Source organism: Lacipirellulaceae bacterium, from assembly GCA_040218535.1.
In the GTDB taxonomy this organism is placed as follows: domain Bacteria; phylum Planctomycetota; class Planctomycetia; order Pirellulales; family Lacipirellulaceae; genus Adhaeretor.
Map to the genome: position 1 here is coordinate 122,853 of JAVJRG010000010.1, position 15,749 is coordinate 138,601.

Consider the following 15,749-nt stretch of genomic DNA (forward strand, 5'->3'; position numbering starts at 1 on the left):
AAACTGGAGCTGGAGACTAGGAGCGTGAACGTTTTTGCGTTGTCGGTACTGTTGGAGTTGTTGCCGGCACAGCAGCGATGTTCGTTTTCTGATCCGTGCGATACTTGTTCGCTTGACGAGTCTGCTGAGCTTGATAAGCACCACGCACCTTGTTCGCTGATGCCGTGGAATTGAGTTTCGTTGCTGTTTCGTCGCGTCGAGCGGTCATCAGTCGCTCGTTGGACTGTTCGAGCGTCATTACTTCAGCGAGTAACTTCCGACAAGACTCCGCCTCCGCGGCACAATGCTGCCGAGCTGCGGGCGAAGCCCAAACCCTCGCTTCGGGATCTTGCCCGTGAAAAGGTTGCAGGGCTTGCTCAATGGCCTGGATTGCTGTGATGAGTTTCTGTTTCGTGGAGATCAGCCTAAGCAGCTCGCTCATCTGGTCTGCTACGATCAGTTGCGATTGCTTTAACCCAATAGCATGCAATTGCTGCAAACAAGTCAATCGCTTGCTCACAAGGTCTGCCAGAGTTTGGGATGATAATGGTTGCATGAGGGATTGGTTCGTGGGATCGTTACCACTTGCTCATTTGGTCGAGAATCAGGCCCCATTGCTGTCGGGTAAAGTTCGTTGCAATCCGAAAGTCAGCGTCTGCCGGCAGACGCTCCAAAACTTGTTTCGCTTGCAGCAAGGTTCCACGCGCCTTGGTTGGCTCGTTGAGGCGGCGAAAGCAGTTCGCGATCTTCACGAAGCTCTCTAAGACGAAGGGCTCGTTCTGGTAAAGGGTGGAAACGTTCGCATAGGCCTGTCGCGCTTCCTCGAATCGACGAAGATCAAACAGCACCGAGCCCTGCATCATGTAGCAATTACGAAGCAGAGTGCGATGCAGGGGATCGCTGTCGCCGTAGCCTTCCAGGGTGATCAACCGCTGAACGTCCACGTAGGCACGATGGGCTTCTTCGAGTTCGTCAGTCATCTGCTTGCGATTTTGCTGACGTTCGGCTTCCGTCTTGGCCGCGTTCAGTCTGGCCTTAGGCAGTTCTGCAGCGAGATGATGGGCGCGAGCAATCGTATAGAGAGCAAGCATTGACTGCTCGTTTTTTGGGTAGCGTTCTACCGCTTCCTGAAGTTTGTTGGTCGCTGCCTCGTAGTCGCCAATTTCGTAAAGGAGATGCCCGTAGGCAAACAGCGAGTCCCGCCACTCAGGGCTACTAGGGGTTAGTTCTTCACCGGTGAGATTGGTCCGCAGAAGCTCCAGCGATTCCTTCGATTTGCCCAGTTGTTGATGAGCTCTGGCATTTTCAAGACGTGCCTGGTAGACGACGGCGTCGCGGGGGTACATTTCCAAGCACTCGTTGAACGCCTCGATTGCTTCTTCAGGATCACGCAACGCGAGGTAGGATTGCCCCATCCTCAAGAGTGCTACGCTATTTCTGCGACGCACCTCGTGATGCAAATACTTCTTTAGGGTACGTGCCGTATTGGAATAACTCTGCCCACGGAAGTAACAGTCCGCTGCATCCCACAAGTCGTCAGGATAGTGGCGTGTGGCATAACGAATACGAGCCAAGTCTTCGTAGGCTCGTCCCGCAGCACGGAGCCGTCGACGGCCTTGTTTGCGAGTAAGGCGTGCATGCCAGCGGTCGTCGAGCAGTGATTTTTTTAGCAGTGATTCTCCCCATGCCTCCTCAGTTTTCGCGCGAAGCTCAACCAATTCTCCCTGACCGAAGACGGGATCAAACTGATCAATCAAAGAGACGGCTTCCTCAAACCGCTCAAGGTCTACGAACTCTTGGTAGGCGGCGAGCAGTCTTTTGCGGACATCCTGCAATGAGAGCAACTCGTTCACGTAGGTCGAAGGATTGCCGACGGACTCAAGGGCAGTTCGGTAGCCGCCTAGAGCCAGGTCGTAGCGACCGGCAGAGCGAAGCAAGTCGGCCTCGGCAAGTGTTGCGGCGATGCCCACCTCGGTATCACCGTACTGTTTGCTAACACGGTCGAACTGATTTGTTGCTGCGCTTTTCCTGCCACTCTCCTGGAGCGCAACTGCAATCTCATACATGGCTCGACGCGATTCGCGACTAGATCGGGTATCGTTCTTCTGAGCCTCGCGTAGCAAATCGATCGCGTTGTTCAACAACGCCTTGCGTTCGCTGTCCGTCTCCGCCATTCGCTGCGCAGTGGCGATTGCAAGACGTCCTTCGAGCACCAACTGGGCCGACGGCTTTTTGAGCTCGGGACTTGGGATACGCTGAATGACTACGCTCGCCTCTGCGATTTGCCCCAAGCGAAGCAAGATATCTGCTTGAGCCCGCAGCGCCTCAATCAGCTCTGCTTGCGATTCAGCTGTCGACGAACTCTCCGCTTTACTCACAGCAAAACCAGCATGTCGCAGCGCCTTGCGCAATCGTGGGTTTGGGCTGTCGAGATAGGCTTGGGTTAGCAACGCATGGCGTTCCGCTGCTTGGGGTGAAATACTGCCGTCTTGCGAAGCATCGAATTCCTCGCCCAAGTCTTCAAAGACTTTGATTCCTTCTTGTGGCCGGTTCCCCAGAATAAGGCTGCGACCGAGTTGATACTTTGCAGAGGCTTCTCTCTCAGGAGGCAAGCCGATCACGAGTGCTTTCTGCAGATAGCGGCTGGCTACCAGGTGCATTGCACGACTCCGACTCGCCGAGTACTCCTCGTCTGCTTTCATTGACTTGACGACACCTAATACAAATAGCGCACCGCCAAAGGAAAGCGTCTCTTCGGTCTCATTCTGAAGCTTGCCAACAATGCTGCGTGCCTGTTCGTAGCGTCCGTTGTCTAGAGCCTCATAAGCCGCTTTTAGCGTGATTCGGTCGTCGTGATCGACTGCCAGGTGAGCCAGGTAGCTCCAGATTGCAAACACCGTTCCCAACACAAAGAGGGAGCCGAATCCTACGAGCAAGGTGCGTAAGCGACTGGTCCGCATCCAGCCGATGAGCCGCTTGGGAATCGCCTTGAACTTTTCGGCCAGGGACAGACCGGTAGCGCCGTCGGTCGATTCCTTATCCGTGTTGGCAGGTTCGTCAGCCATTCAACTTCGCATTTGTAAAACTAAGCATCAGTAAGCCTCAGGACCCCGGCAAAAGGAGCCGAGAACTTGAGACAAAAGCGCGATGCTTGTACAGAAATTACAAAGAACGTGTCAATCGACGTTCAAAGAGATTGCTAGCGAACCGCGCAGCGTGGCATTCAGGCAACCGATGCGGAATGAACGCGAGCTAGCTTGCATCGCGCCTGAGCACTCTTGTCGAGAATGGCAAGCGGCGCTACGCGATCAAACGCTTTGAGGGACAGCACTCGAAGAGCTGGAACACACGAAATTCATGATCCAAGCGTTGATTTCTTCGAGCATTGGCGTGCGGAGCTCATCGCCCGCAGGAAAGTGCCGCACGTCGAGCTTCATCCCCGCGGTCCGCAGTAAGCGAACATCGCGATAGACGCTATCGACGTCGTAATGTTCGCTCTCGAGACCGTTACCCAGCATGACGGGCAGACGACGAGCCGCTTTGAAGCGACCCAAGGGAGAAAAGCCTGTTGGCATCGGCCCATTTAACGAGGCAACCCCGGCAAACCACTCGGGATGTCGCAAAGCGATCCGCAGGGCCATGGTACCGCCTGAACCGTACCCGACAACAAAGACTCGGTCCGGGTGAATGTTCTTTACCTGTTGGGCACGAGCGATGGCATCTTCGACTCGCTTAGCGGCCAGATCAATGTGTGTGGGATTCTGCCGCCAAGTGTAGAGACCGTCCTCTCCGTACATTCGATCGGTGCCACGCGGTGCGATGGCGACGTGATTTTGCAAGCTGAGACTCGCCATCACGCCGGTTAGTTCTCGCTCGCTACTACCGTGGCTATGCATCCAAACGATTAGCGGATAACGATATCCGGCCTCGTAACCCACGGGCGAAAACAGGTGATCGGTTGGCTCTTGGGCAATCCGACGCGATGGCTCAACGGTCTCGTCAGTCGTCCAAGTTGTCGGGCCTCCGTGAAATGAGGCGGCGGGAAGTTTTGAGGGAAGAGAAGCGAGAGCTGAAGACAGCATTCGATTCATATTTATCACCGGGGAGGGTCAAAGTCGGGTTATCTGTCGTCGAAGCACACAACAGGCCATCGATAATCAATCCGCGAAAGCAAGATTATTAGGCGAGGCGAGAACGGGTGTCAACGCCATTGGAGGAAGGAACACGATCAAAGATTCTTGCAAGGGCAATTTTGTCCGCGTACAACAGATTCGTAACCCGAAGCGTCAGCGAGGGGACACGCCAGCACGCATTGTCCCTCGCTTACGCTTCGGGTTACGAAATTCGCTTCTAAACGAGCCCACCCATAACTTCAACGAGCTCTTTGACGGCATCAACGCTCTTCTGAAACGCTGCTTGCTCGCTTTCAGTGAGTTCCAATTCGACGATCCGTTCGACACCGCCGTTTCCAAGGACCACGGGAACGCCGACGTAGTAGCCGCCAACGCCATACTCTTCGTCGCAATAGGCGGCACACGGGATCAGCCGTTTCTTGTCGCGGACGATTGCTTCAACCATCTGTGCTGTCGCCGCAGCGGGAGCGTAATAGGCACTGCCCGTTTTCAGGAGACCGACAATCTCCGCCCCCCCTTTGCGGGTACGGTCGATGATTTCCTCGAGCCGATCCGGTTTGATCAACTGGGTAACAGGTATCCCTCCTACCGAAGTGCAACTTGCTAGCGGCACCATCGTGTCGCCATGGCCACCCATCAGCAGGGCGGAAATGTCCTCGACACTGACTCCCAATTCCATCGCTAGAAACGTACGATAGCGAGCCGTGTCCAACACACCAGCTTGCCCTAGGACTCGTGCTGCTGGAAAACCGGTCACCTGTAGCGCCCGTTGCACCATCGCGTCCAGCGGATTGCTGACCACAATCACCACCGCATCTGGGCTGCTGCTCTTGATCTGCTCACAAACGCTGCCCATGATCTTGGCGTTGGTTGCTAGCAGATCGTCGCGGCTCATCCCCGGCTTGCGCGGGATGCCTGCGGTGACGACCACCACGTCGCTCCCAGCAGTATCGGCATAGTCATTGGTGCCCGTGATGTTCGCGTCGTAGCCCATCACTGGCGAAGCCTGCATCAGGTCGAGTGCTTTACCGCGAGGCATGTCGGCGAAGTCGCCAGGGATGTCGACGAGCACAATGTCCCCAAGCTCTGCGGCAGCACACCAATGGGCCGTGGTCGCCCCGACATTACCGGCACCAATAATGCTGATCTTTGCACGCCTCATGGCAATCGTTCTCCCAAAATGCTTATTTTCCGCAAACTGCCGAGCGATATCCGCTCACGCTGAAAAGTATCGCGCTAGCAAGAGAGTGATGCAAGGGCCCTGATTCTGTAGACAGAGTGGCGAGAAAGACTTACGAACCACGACGACACGATAGGCAGCACGCAACCACAAAACGTTGTGCTCGTCGTGTCGTCGTGGTTCAAATGGCCTAGTGCAGTTCGCTAGTTGGCTCACCAAGCCAAGCAAAACGCTCCAGCGCGGCATTCATCCCCTGTTGCAACTGCTGAGCCGATTGACGGCCTTTGAGACGTTGCAAAGGTTGCCCGTCGGGCGAAAAGAGCTGGATCGTCGGAAAACCGGAAACACCAAACTTCCGGCAGACCTTAGGCTCCGCATCGGCGTCAATCGTGATGCAGGTGAAGCGAGAGGCGAGTGCTTGCACGGCGGCGTTTCGGAAAGCGTCGTCCTCCATCTGGTGGCAGAAGGTACACCACTCGGCAGTGAAAAACATCAGGATTGGCCGACCGGTAGATTCAGCGACCTTCAGGCCGTCTTCTAGTCCGACGACGAAATCGATTCCGCCCTTGGTGACTGTCTGTGCCTGGACCTGCTGTGCTACTTGCTCCGCTTGATCAGCATTAAGCGATGCCTCCTGACATCCTAGGTTGCTGGAAGTTGAAACAATCAGAGCCAGTAGGAGAAGGAAGCGACGCATGGCGGTGAAGTGCTAGCAGAATTTGTGATGGTTTTGGGCGCAGTGTATTTGTCGTATCGCCAGTGTGGGCCTCTCGCTTCACCATTTTGCATAGGTCTTTTCGCGCACTCGCCCTAGACGCCGGTCGCTTGCATTTCTACGATCCGCGACCCACCACGATGGATTTGCTTCGTGATGGATTTCAGCGTTTGGGGGAACGCAAAGTGGTTTTGCTTTCCGGAGTAAGCGTTGGCCTCAAACGCGCTGACAAATTCGACGACAACTAGTGCGGGTTGGATAGCACGTGCGCAGGATCTCATCCTGCCGGTGGCCATTATTACCAGCGTGCTGGTGATTCTCGTGCCGCTGCCGACTCCGTTGATGGACGTGTTACTGGCGGCGAACATCACCGTGTCGGTGATCATTCTGCTGACGACGATTTACGTTGCCACTCCGCTTGAGTTTAGCATCTTCCCTACGTTGCTCCTGGCAACAACGCTTGCGCGGCTCGTACTCAATGTTGCTACGACTCGGCTGATCCTGACGCGAGCAGCCATTGATGGCGAGGGAGCCGCGGGCGGTGTCATCACGCAGTTCGCTCAGTTCGTTGCCGGCGATCAAATCGTCGTCGGGCTGATCATCTTCATCATCATTGTGCTGATCCAGTTCGTGGTGATCACCAAAGGTGCCACACGAATTAGTGAAGTAGCTGCACGTTTTGCACTCGATGGGATGCCGGGCAAACAGATGGCGATCGACGCTGATCTCAACGCGGGCATCATCGACGAGAAGGAAGCCCAAGCACGTCGGGAGGAAATCACCCAACAAGCCGACTTTTACGGGGCGATGGATGGTGCCAGTAAGTTTGTCCGAGGCGACGCAATCGCCGGCATCATGATCACGGTCATCAACGTGGTCGGCGGGCTCATTATCGGCATGGTGAGCTACGGCATGTCGATGAGCGAAGCGGCAACGCTCTTTACGCAACTTACGATTGGCGACGGCCTGGTCAGCCAGGTTCCGGCGTTTCTCGTTTCGCTGGCCGCTGGTTTGCTGGTCACACGTAGCACACAGAAAAGTAACCTCCCGCAAGAGTTCCTCGGGCAACTCTTTTCGCGACCGCAGGCCTTGGCCGTTACTGGGGCGTTTCTCGCCGTCCTCGTGACAACCGATTTGCCGCGAACTCCACTGCTGATGCTTGGCGGTGCGTGTATCGGCATGTCACGATTGCTGACCAAGAAGGAAAGCCTGGCCGAGGCGCAAGCTGAGAGCGAAGCGAACGCACCCGATGAGCCCGCCGAAGAACGGATCGAAGACTACCTCACGGTCGATCCGATGGAAGTCGAAGTCGGCGTCGGCTTGATCCGCTTGGCCGATCCGAAACGAGGCGGCGATCTGCTGGACCGGATTCAACGGGTCAGGCAAAGCGTCGCTAGCGAAATTGGCATCATCATGCCAAAGGTCCGCATCCGCGATAACATGCGGCTGGACCCGAACGAGTACCTCATCAAGATTGCCGATCTGGCGGTCGCCCAAGATCGCGTCGAACCGGGGCAGCTTTTGGCGATTGACTCGGGCGTCACCACAGGGCAGGTTGACGGTATCCCCACCAAAGAGCCCGCTTTTGGCGCCGACGCGAAGTGGATTCACCCCTCGCTGCAAGACGAAGCGGAAATGCACGGTCACACGGTGGTTGAGCCGAGCGCGGTGATCGCCACGCACCTCACCGAAGTTTGCCGTAAGTATGCCGACGAGATTCTCACACGTGACGCCACCAAGCATCTGGTTGATGAGCTCAAACAAACGCAGCCGGCAGTCGTTGAGGAATTAATCCCCAACGTCATGTCACTTGCTGAAGTGCAGAGCGTCTTGCATTCGCTGCTGAAGGAACAAGTCTCCGTCCGTCAACTCGGCATCATCCTAGAGACTCTCGGTGACTGGGCTCCACGCACGAAGGACCCCGTGCTGCTGAACGAATACGTCCGCCATCGTCTGGCCCGCCAGATTTGCACGCGTTACCGCGATGCCGATGGTCAGCTACACGTGATCGCCATCGACCCAGCGATGGAAGATCGCATCCGCGCCGGGTTCGAGCACAACGACCGCGGGCTGTTCATCCGGATGTCACCTCAAGCCGTCGAGGCCACCTGCACGGCAATCAACACGCAACTCAACAAACTCACTGAGTTAGGCCACACGCAGATCATCTTGGTTAGCCCGCAAATCCGAGCGGCGATGAAGCGGATCGTCGAAAACCACTTACCGCAGCTTGTCGTGCTGAGCTTTAACGAAGTCACCAGGGACACCAAAATTGTCACGCTCGGATTAGCAAGCGATACGTAAGAAACACGATATGGAAATCAAAACCTTCAAAGCAAAAACAATGCAGCAGGCGCTCGATCTCGTGCGTACTGAACTGGGCCCCGAGGCCAAGGTGCTGCATACGCGGGAACTGAACGCAGGACTCGTGAAGCGAATGCTACTGGGTCGGCAGTATGAGATTGCTGCCAGTCCAGCAGTACGAGCTAATATTCAAACAGAAGTGGTAGGAGTGAGAACTGGGGGCTCGCAGGGCTCGTCCCCAGCCATCCAGTTGGGAGAGTTACCTTCTGAAACTCCTGTGGAAGAATTCACTGCCGACTACCGTGAGATTTATCGCGAAAACCTCCGACAGGCAGACCAACGCGTCGCGGAATTACAGGCAACCATTGATCGACTTGAAGCAGAACGCGACGCGGCGACCACCGAGCACGTGGCCCAAGCGGAGTTGCCAGCTCAGTTGTTCGAAGTCTATTCGCAGCTCGTTGAAGCCGATCTTGATCCGGCCGTTGCCCGTAATTTGATCGAACAGGTTCGTGATGACCGAAGTGTTGATTTGCGATCGACGCTCGCCGTACGGGCACGAATCGCACGTACGATCGAAGAAGAACTCACGGTCACCGGGCCGATCGCACCAGGGAACTCTCGTCCCAAGATCGTCGCTTTGGTAGGGCCAACCGGAGTCGGCAAGACGACGACGATCGCCAAACTTGCCGCAGAGTACCGCTTGAAGAGAAACCTTCGCGTCGGCCTGATCACGGTAGACACTTACCGGATTGCTGCCGTCGACCAGTTGAGTACCTACGCGGAGATCATCGACCTGCCCATGGAGATCGTCTCCACTCCGCTTGAAATGAGAGCCGCAGTTGAGAATTTGGTGGACTGCGATCTGATTCTTCTCGACACCGCTGGGCGTTCGCCGCGCGACGAAACGAAAATCCCCGAGCTACAAACCGTTCTCACGGAAGCCAGCCCCGACGAAGTGCAACTAGTGCTCAGCGCTGTGAGTAGTGGTCCCAGCCTCATCGCCACGGTCGAGCGTTTTGCCCCGGTGGGGATCACTTCGCTAACGATAACCAAGCTCGACGAGGCTCACACTCTGGGTAACGTTCACACGCTAGCGCAAGCTTCGGGACTGCCGCTGAGTTACGTCACCAATGGACAAAACGTTCCCGATGACATTCGCGTTGCCGAACCGCGTGAACTCGCGATGGCAATTCTAGGTATGCATGCGGAGTTTGCTGCGTAAAGCTTTTCTCGGGCGTTCCGTGCGAGACGTAGCTCGCGGGCTAGCTCAGCAGTGGTGCCTAAATCTTACTTCATAGATCTTGCTTCTTCCTTTATTAAATGCCTGACCAAGCGACACAACTTCGCCGACTGATTCGCGATGTGAAAGCGAATGCCTCGCCTCGTGTAGCGCTGCCTCCGCTCGTCGCTGTGGCGTCGGCTCAGGAGAAAGTCGATACCGCGGAAATCGCTTTTGAGTTAGCGGCTGCCCTTGCTGCGATGCACCGTCGCGTTCTGCTGGTTGGTGCAGATGCCTCCTACTGCCGCCCGAATGTCAACGCATTCCTTTCCATTGCTGCGGTCAGCGAGACAAAAAATCTTCTTCAATTGCATGAAGCGGGGCATCTGCCTGTAAGTGAAAACACGGAGATGATACTCGTCGACGCAGAAGACTTAGCGGAGGCTCATTGGATCAGGCACGCCCGTCAAATCGTGATAGCCATACCGCCGTCCTCCAGAGCGGTTGTCGAAAGCTATACCTGCGTGAAGAAGCTCTCCAACGCGGGAGTCGTGAACCACGAGAAGATTCGGCCCGTGCTATCCGATTATGTCCCCAGAACGGTTGCTAGCAAACTCTTGAAACAGTTTGACAGCACTTGCAAACAGTTTCTGAACTTGAGAGTCGCTGACGGGTTTGTCCTCGCAGGCGTCGATCGGCAACAGACTTTGCAAGCCTCGGCTGCATTAGCTCACGAGCTAGCTATCGAGTGTTTAGCCACCAATGTGTCATTCCGACAGGTGTCTCAGCACCGGAGGAATCCGGCTTGCAGAAGAGTTGGCTCAACCTGAGATCAAACCAGATTCCTCGGTCGCTGGAAGCTCGGTCGGAATGACACATAACGTGAAAAACGAATAATCCAAAAAAATTCACAAATCGATTCAACCCCATCCCACTTGAATGACGAAGGAGAATAGTAGTCGACCCGGCGTGGACGTCACTGTTAATCTGCGACGACTACAGCAAGTTTAACGAAGCTTTGAATTGAGCTCATTCGTTAGCTGCGAAAACGCCGGGCAACACCGCCTGAGGAAGCTGCTCCAGTGGCCACCAAGTACGGAACTGTATTGGCACTGACAGCGTTGGCCGTGGTCCTGATTCGCTCGCTGAGAGGCGCGGCGAGTTTCGACACGGCAATCACGACGGCGGCATGCTGGATGGCACTGTTGGGTGCCGTCGGCGTGGTCGTGGGCATCATCGCCCAGGCCACGATCGACGAATCCGTCCGACTGCAGATGGAAAAGCAGTTGGCGGAACTGTCGAAAGACACCAGCACGCAAAGCAACTAATCTCAAAACAATAAAACATACGGCGAGAAGGATTCTCGCTAGCCAATCCGACTCGCACGCTATTCTGCCTCTGCGAGTTTGGAAAGATCACGGAGGATTGCATGGCACTTGTGGCTGCACGACAAAAGATGGCCCCCCAGGAAGAGATCGACCTGGTTTGGGACGAATACAAGCGAGATCCCAGCAGCCGCGAGTTGCGCAATCGATTGGTGGAGAATTACCTCCCGCTAGTAAAATACAATGGCGAACGCATCTGGTCGCGTTTGCCTGATGGCGTCGAACTCGACGATCTGATCTCCGCCGGTGTGTTCGGCCTGATGGATGCGATCAAAGCCTTTGATCGCTCCCGCGGCGTCAAGTTCGAGACCTACTGCGTTCCGCGTATCCGCGGGGCGATGCTCGACGAGCTCCGTAGCATGGACTGGGTGCCTCGTCTGGTTCGCTCCAAGGCGAGCAAGCTGGCAGCCGCCGTGAAGAAGCTGGAAACCGAACATGGCCGCAGCCCCACGATCCATGAACTGGCCGCCCATATGGAAATGAGCGTGCCTGACCTTGAGAAGATGGTCCAAGAGGCAAACGCTGTCGGCCTAATCAGCCTCAACAAAAAGTGGTACGAAACGGACAGCTACAAGGATGTCCGCGAGATCGACATTCTCGAAGACAAGAAGGGCGAAGACCCGACCCGCCGGATCCAAAAGTCCGACCTCATGCGGCTTGTCACCAAGGGCCTGAATCGCAACGAACGGCTCATCATCATTCTCTACTACTACGAAGAAATGACGATGAAGGAAATCGGCGCGACGCTCGACCTGAGCGAAAGCCGCGTGAGCCAAATGCACTCAGCGATCGTGAGCCGCCTGCAGGGCCAACTGGGCCGCCGCCGGCCTGAGTTCGGGACCTGAGTGTCGAGCTAAGCAAAAATTAATCGAACAAGCTGCGGTGCGTTCTTCGCCCCGCAGCTTTTTTTGTTGCGTCAAGAAGTGGGCAGGGGCAGTCGACAGTCTCGTTTGTTAAACCAACGAAACTGCCTACTGCCCCCTGCCGACTGCCCACTATCTCCACTTCTTCCTTGACTTCTGTGCCGCTGCACGGTGCAATAGTAGTAGAGAAACCGTACGAATTCAGGGGCTCGCACGGTTTCGCCCCCCTGCAAGGGGCTCAGCTAGGAACAGAGCGGGGTGCCTCCCTGCCAGGCTCACATGAAGCGTACTTCTCAATACAGTTTCTCAGTTCAACGCCGCGCGCTGACTCTGGTGGAAATGCTCGTTGGCATGGCCATCACGCTGATCATGATGGCCGCTGTGGTGAATTTGTTCGCCAACGTCTCCGGCGGTGTCAGTAATCGCCGTGCCGCGATCGAAATGAATGGCACCCTCCGTCAAGCCCGCGGCCTGCTGCAGCGCGACCTCGCAGGGGCGACTTGCCCAGGTGTCCCATGGCAGAATCCCGAATCAGGTAACGGGTACATCGAGATCATCGAAGGACGTTACTCGGATCGCAATCCCAGCTCTTTGGTCGATGGCAACGCTGGAAATGGCGAACTCGATTACGCCACTTCGATCATTCCCGGCACTCAGGTGGGCAATGGCCTGGCGGATGCGGTCACTGACGGAGGCGGACTAGGCGACCATGACGACATTCTTGCCTTGACGGTGCGAAGTGATAACGAGCCGTTCGTTGGACAAGTGAACGGGGTCACGGTTGAATCAAATCTTGCCGAGGTGATTTGGTACTCTGTCGAGAATCCGACCAATGGTTCGCTCGGCGAGCCGGGACTGCGCACCGTGTATCGCCGCGTGTTATTGATCGCACCTTGGGTGGGTCCACTCCAGCTTTCATCAACTGCCCCGATCATCACGCGAAATCCCGTCGACTTTTTCCAGAGGAACGATATCTCGGCTCGATTCGATACAACTACCGACACCTGGATACCCAATACGCTGAGCGATCTTACTAAGCGTGAGAATCGAGCAATGCGTGCCGAGGCTTCCTTGTTTCCTCACGTATTCGTTTCCGAAGGAAGGGGATACGCAGGCGCGCCTACGATCAGCCTTTCACGCAACGACTTCGGTACCATCACGAATCCCCAAGACGCAGCTGCACAAGCCAACTATTATTCACTGAACGGGAATCCAGTTTTTGTGAGCGGATACAACGTCAGTGTCGGCGGGCGCTATGCTTCTCCTCCGATTGTTGCAGTCTCTCCAGGCTCCGGCACTTTGGCCGAAGCGGCAACTGCCCGACCCGTTATGCGGGCGATCGAGCAAGGAGCGGGGGCAAACTCCGATGTGCTTACTCTTGCATCGCTAACTCATGGTCCCGCACCCTACTATGGGGATCGCGAGGGGGAAGATGTCGTTCTGAGCGATATCCTGGCGTGGGATTTGCGAGTCTTTGATCCAGGCGCACCGCTCGTCACGACAGCCGGAGTGGTTTTAGAACCGTCCGATCTTGGCTGGTATGTTCCGACCGCACTGAACGATGTCGTTGGATTTGGTGCGTATGTTGACCTCGGTTGGGGTGACTTGGACAAGAGCAGTAATATCACCACCGCTGAGAACTATCAGCCCCCAAGCAACTTGCCCCGACCACTCTTTCGACTCCCCCGCAACGCACGGCAGTTTACTGGGTACCCATGTGTTTACGATACTTGGTCCACTCACTATGAGTCAGATGGACTCGATCAAGACAATAGAGACGGGGACTTAGACCTACAAGCGGTTAACGCTAACGGAATTCCGTTAGGGTATTTCACGGGTGAAGACGAAGGCACCGATGGTTTTGACAACGACAATGCGAATGGTGTTGACGATGCCCTCGAACGAGAAACCTCTCCCCCGTACGACGTCAAGCTTCCCGCCGTGAAAGTCATCATGCGAGCCTACGAGCGCGACTCACGGCAAATTCGTGAGACCTCGGTGACGCAGTCTTTCCAATAGCCCAGTGAGATTCGCCCGCGATCTACGCATCGCGGAAATGATGGACCAATTCCTCGCTCACTCTTTCCGACTACGCCACCCTTGGGAATGCGAGCAAAAAGACGCATCGACTTGCTGGTCGCGCGGGTTTCACAAACCGACCGGGCTGGAACCGAGTGATCGGCTTTGGCTGGTTGTCTCCGGTTTGCCCATGGGTTGCTCTGTCAGCTTGAATGGCCAAGAACTTCCAGCGCCTGACGCGGACAAGCCAGGGCAGTATGAGGTGACGGAATTTCTCGGCGATTCCAACCGCGTTGAGATTCTCGTCCCGGGCATGACGGACCAAGAGGTGAAGTTTCCCTACGACGTGCGACTGGGCATCATGGGCTACGAATGAATAGGACGCGGAAAAACGCGGATTGAGCAGATCACGGCGGATTATAGTGAGCGGGTTCAAGCCAACCGCATGCCTTACTCTTTTCTGTTAGAATCTGCGTTGAGCCGCCCAATCGGCTTTTATCCGCGTTCCATTCCTCACCTTAAAGATCGTCATGCTCTCACACCGCACGTACTCTATTTGTTGTTTGCTACTTTTGACTTGCTCACTTGCTTACTCGAAAGAGACGCAACTCGACGACAACCAACTCACCGCGGAACAAATCGCCCAAGGCTGGCTCTCCCTCTTCGACGGTGAAACCCTCTTCGGCTGGAAGCACACAAGCGATGCCAACTGGCGTGTCGAGAACGGCGTCATCAAAGTCGACTCGGGGAAGCAAGGCTGGCTGATGACGACCAGCCAATTCGCGGACTTTGAACTCATTCTCGAGTATCGCTGCCCGAAAGAAACCAACAGCGGGGTCTTTCTGCGTTCAACTCTGAACCCTAAAGACCCCGAGAAGGATTGTCTGGAAGTCAACATTGCTCCGCCGAGCAATAAGTTTCCTACCAGCTATCTAGTCGCACGCCGTTCCCTTTACGACAAAGAACTGCCGCGTACGGAAGAACTGAAAGATGGCCGTACCGTGCAGCTCGATCCCTGGGATGGCCAGTGGCATGAATTGAAGATGAAAATCATGCGGATGCCCAATCAGAAGACCTCTCGAGCGCTCCTCGCGACGCTGCTCGATGGCGTTCCGCAAGGGCTGGCGACGGTCAACGAGCCAACCCACGGGCATATCGGGTTACAGTTTCGCGAGGGTAGCATCGAATTCCGCAACATTCGTTTACGTCCGCTTCAACTAGAAGCGATTTTCGATGGACAATCACTTGCCGGCTGGAACAAGGATAAGGCCGAGGCAAGCCGGTTTGAGATTACTGACGACGGCGAGCTCCGCGTCCTCGATGGCCGCGGCCAGTTGGAGAGCAAAAAATCCTACGGCGATTTTCTACTCCAGCTCGATTGCCGCGTCGATGGCGACGGCCTGAACTCAGGCGTCTTCTTCCGCTGCATTCCAGGCGACTTCATGATGGGCTACGAATGTCAGATCAGTAACGCGATGAAAGACGGCGACCCCACCCAACCCGCCGACTGCGGCACCGGCGGCATCTTCCGCCGCCAGAATGCCCGCCGTATCGTGGCGAAAGACCGCGAGTGGTTCACGATGACGCTGCTTGCCAACGGACCCCATATGGCCTCGTGGACAAACGGCTACCAAGTGAGTGATTGGACCGACACTCGCGAGCCGCACGAGAACCCACGAAAGGGCCTCCGCTTAGAGCCCGGTACGCTGGCCATTCAAGGGCACGATCCAACAACAGATATTCGGTTTAAGAACATCAGGATTGTTGAGTTTCCAGAGAAGAAATAGGACGCGGAAGAACGCGGATTGGGCGGATACGAAATCGTCCCGGAGGGACGGAACGTTAATAGCCCCGGGATAAATCCCGGGGCTATTAACGCGTGCCGCTTGCCACTCGATTGACTCCGAACCAAAATACTGAATTCACGCTCTCTCAGATAATCACACCCC

General features: G+C 55.8%; 13 protein-coding genes. 8 read left to right on the forward strand and 5 right to left on the reverse strand.

Annotated elements, in window-relative coordinates:
* Positions 1-16: 16 nt before the first annotated feature.
* The 5 genes from RIB44_12620 to RIB44_12640 all read right to left on the reverse strand — a co-directional run bounded on the left by RIB44_12620 (position 17) and on the right by RIB44_12640 (position 5,989).
* Positions 17-535 carry a hypothetical protein gene (locus RIB44_12620; protein MEQ8617409.1) on the reverse strand — a complete coding sequence of 173 codons (519 nt, stop codon included), beginning with the start codon at positions 533-535 and terminating at the stop codon, positions 17-19.
* A 22-nt stretch (positions 536-557) separates the two neighbouring features.
* A complete protein-coding gene (locus RIB44_12625) occupies positions 558-3,044 on the reverse strand; it encodes a tetratricopeptide repeat protein (protein ID MEQ8617410.1) in 2,487 nt (828 codons plus the stop codon).
* A gap of 243 nt (positions 3,045-3,287) precedes the next feature.
* Positions 3,288-4,070, reverse strand: coding sequence for an alpha/beta hydrolase-fold protein (locus tag RIB44_12630; GenBank protein ID MEQ8617411.1), 783 nt, complete (start codon positions 4,068-4,070; stop codon positions 3,288-3,290).
* Positions 4,071-4,329: 259 nt separating this feature from the next.
* Positions 4,330-5,274 (reverse strand): malate dehydrogenase, encoded by a 945-nt coding sequence (gene mdh, locus RIB44_12635; GenBank protein ID MEQ8617412.1) that lies wholly within the window; start codon positions 5,272-5,274, stop codon positions 4,330-4,332.
* Between the two features lie 208 nt (positions 5,275-5,482).
* A complete protein-coding gene (locus RIB44_12640; protein ID MEQ8617413.1) occupies positions 5,483-5,989 on the reverse strand; it encodes a thioredoxin family protein in 507 nt (168 codons plus the stop codon).
* 228 nt (positions 5,990-6,217) lie between these two features.
* Here RIB44_12640 and flhA point away from each other — a divergent pair, with 228 nt between their 5' ends.
* From flhA to RIB44_12680, 8 genes are all read left to right on the forward strand, one after another.
* The gene (gene flhA, locus RIB44_12645; GenBank protein MEQ8617414.1) at positions 6,218-8,311 is read left to right on the forward strand and encodes a flagellar biosynthesis protein FlhA; all 2,094 of its coding nucleotides are present in this window, start codon (positions 6,218-6,220) and stop codon (positions 8,309-8,311) included.
* Positions 8,312-8,321: 10 nt separating this feature from the next.
* On the forward strand, positions 8,322-9,536 hold the full coding sequence (flhF, locus tag RIB44_12650) for a flagellar biosynthesis protein FlhF (GenBank protein ID MEQ8617415.1): 1,215 nt from the start codon (positions 8,322-8,324) through the stop codon (positions 9,534-9,536).
* Between the two features lie 98 nt (positions 9,537-9,634).
* A complete protein-coding gene (locus RIB44_12655; GenBank protein MEQ8617416.1) occupies positions 9,635-10,363 on the forward strand; it encodes a hypothetical protein in 729 nt (242 codons plus the stop codon).
* Between the two features lie 252 nt (positions 10,364-10,615).
* Positions 10,616-10,861, forward strand: coding sequence for a hypothetical protein (locus RIB44_12660; protein ID MEQ8617417.1), 246 nt, complete (start codon positions 10,616-10,618; stop codon positions 10,859-10,861).
* Between the two features lie 101 nt (positions 10,862-10,962).
* Complete coding sequence (locus RIB44_12665; protein MEQ8617418.1) at positions 10,963-11,763, forward strand: FliA/WhiG family RNA polymerase sigma factor; 801 nt, start codon at positions 10,963-10,965, stop codon at positions 11,761-11,763.
* Positions 11,764-12,060: 297 nt separating this feature from the next.
* The gene (locus RIB44_12670; protein ID MEQ8617419.1) at positions 12,061-13,800 is read left to right on the forward strand and encodes a prepilin-type N-terminal cleavage/methylation domain-containing protein; all 1,740 of its coding nucleotides are present in this window, start codon (positions 12,061-12,063) and stop codon (positions 13,798-13,800) included.
* 4 nt (positions 13,801-13,804) lie between these two features.
* Positions 13,805-14,176, forward strand: coding sequence for a hypothetical protein (locus RIB44_12675; protein MEQ8617420.1), 372 nt, complete (start codon positions 13,805-13,807; stop codon positions 14,174-14,176).
* 196 nt (positions 14,177-14,372) lie between these two features.
* Entirely contained in the window at positions 14,373-15,587 is a 1,215-nt protein-coding gene (locus RIB44_12680) for a DUF1080 domain-containing protein (GenBank protein ID MEQ8617421.1), read from the forward strand.
* The last annotated feature ends 162 nt before the right edge of the window (positions 15,588-15,749 follow it).

Excerpts from the sequence above, each read along its gene's own strand:
- RIB44_12620 (MEQ8617409.1), bottom strand. The coding sequence starts at position 535 with ATGCAACCATTATCATCCCAAACTCTGGCAGACCTTGTGAGCAAGCGA.
- RIB44_12625 (MEQ8617410.1), bottom strand. The coding sequence starts at position 3,044 with ATGGCTGACGAACCTGCCAACACGGATAAGGAATCGACCGACGGCGCT.
- RIB44_12630 (MEQ8617411.1), bottom strand. The coding sequence starts at position 4,070 with ATGAATCGAATGCTGTCTTCAGCTCTCGCTTCTCTTCCCTCAAAACTT.
- mdh (MEQ8617412.1), bottom strand. The coding sequence starts at position 5,274 with ATGAGGCGTGCAAAGATCAGCATTATTGGTGCCGGTAATGTCGGGGCG.
- RIB44_12640 (MEQ8617413.1), bottom strand. The coding sequence starts at position 5,989 with ATGCGTCGCTTCCTTCTCCTACTGGCTCTGATTGTTTCAACTTCCAGC.
- flhF (MEQ8617415.1), top strand. The coding sequence starts at position 8,322 with ATGGAAATCAAAACCTTCAAAGCAAAAACAATGCAGCAGGCGCTCGAT.
- RIB44_12655 (MEQ8617416.1), top strand. The coding sequence starts at position 9,635 with ATGCCTGACCAAGCGACACAACTTCGCCGACTGATTCGCGATGTGAAA.
- RIB44_12665 (MEQ8617418.1), top strand. The coding sequence starts at position 10,963 with ATGGCACTTGTGGCTGCACGACAAAAGATGGCCCCCCAGGAAGAGATC.
- RIB44_12670 (MEQ8617419.1), top strand. The coding sequence starts at position 12,061 with ATGAAGCGTACTTCTCAATACAGTTTCTCAGTTCAACGCCGCGCGCTG.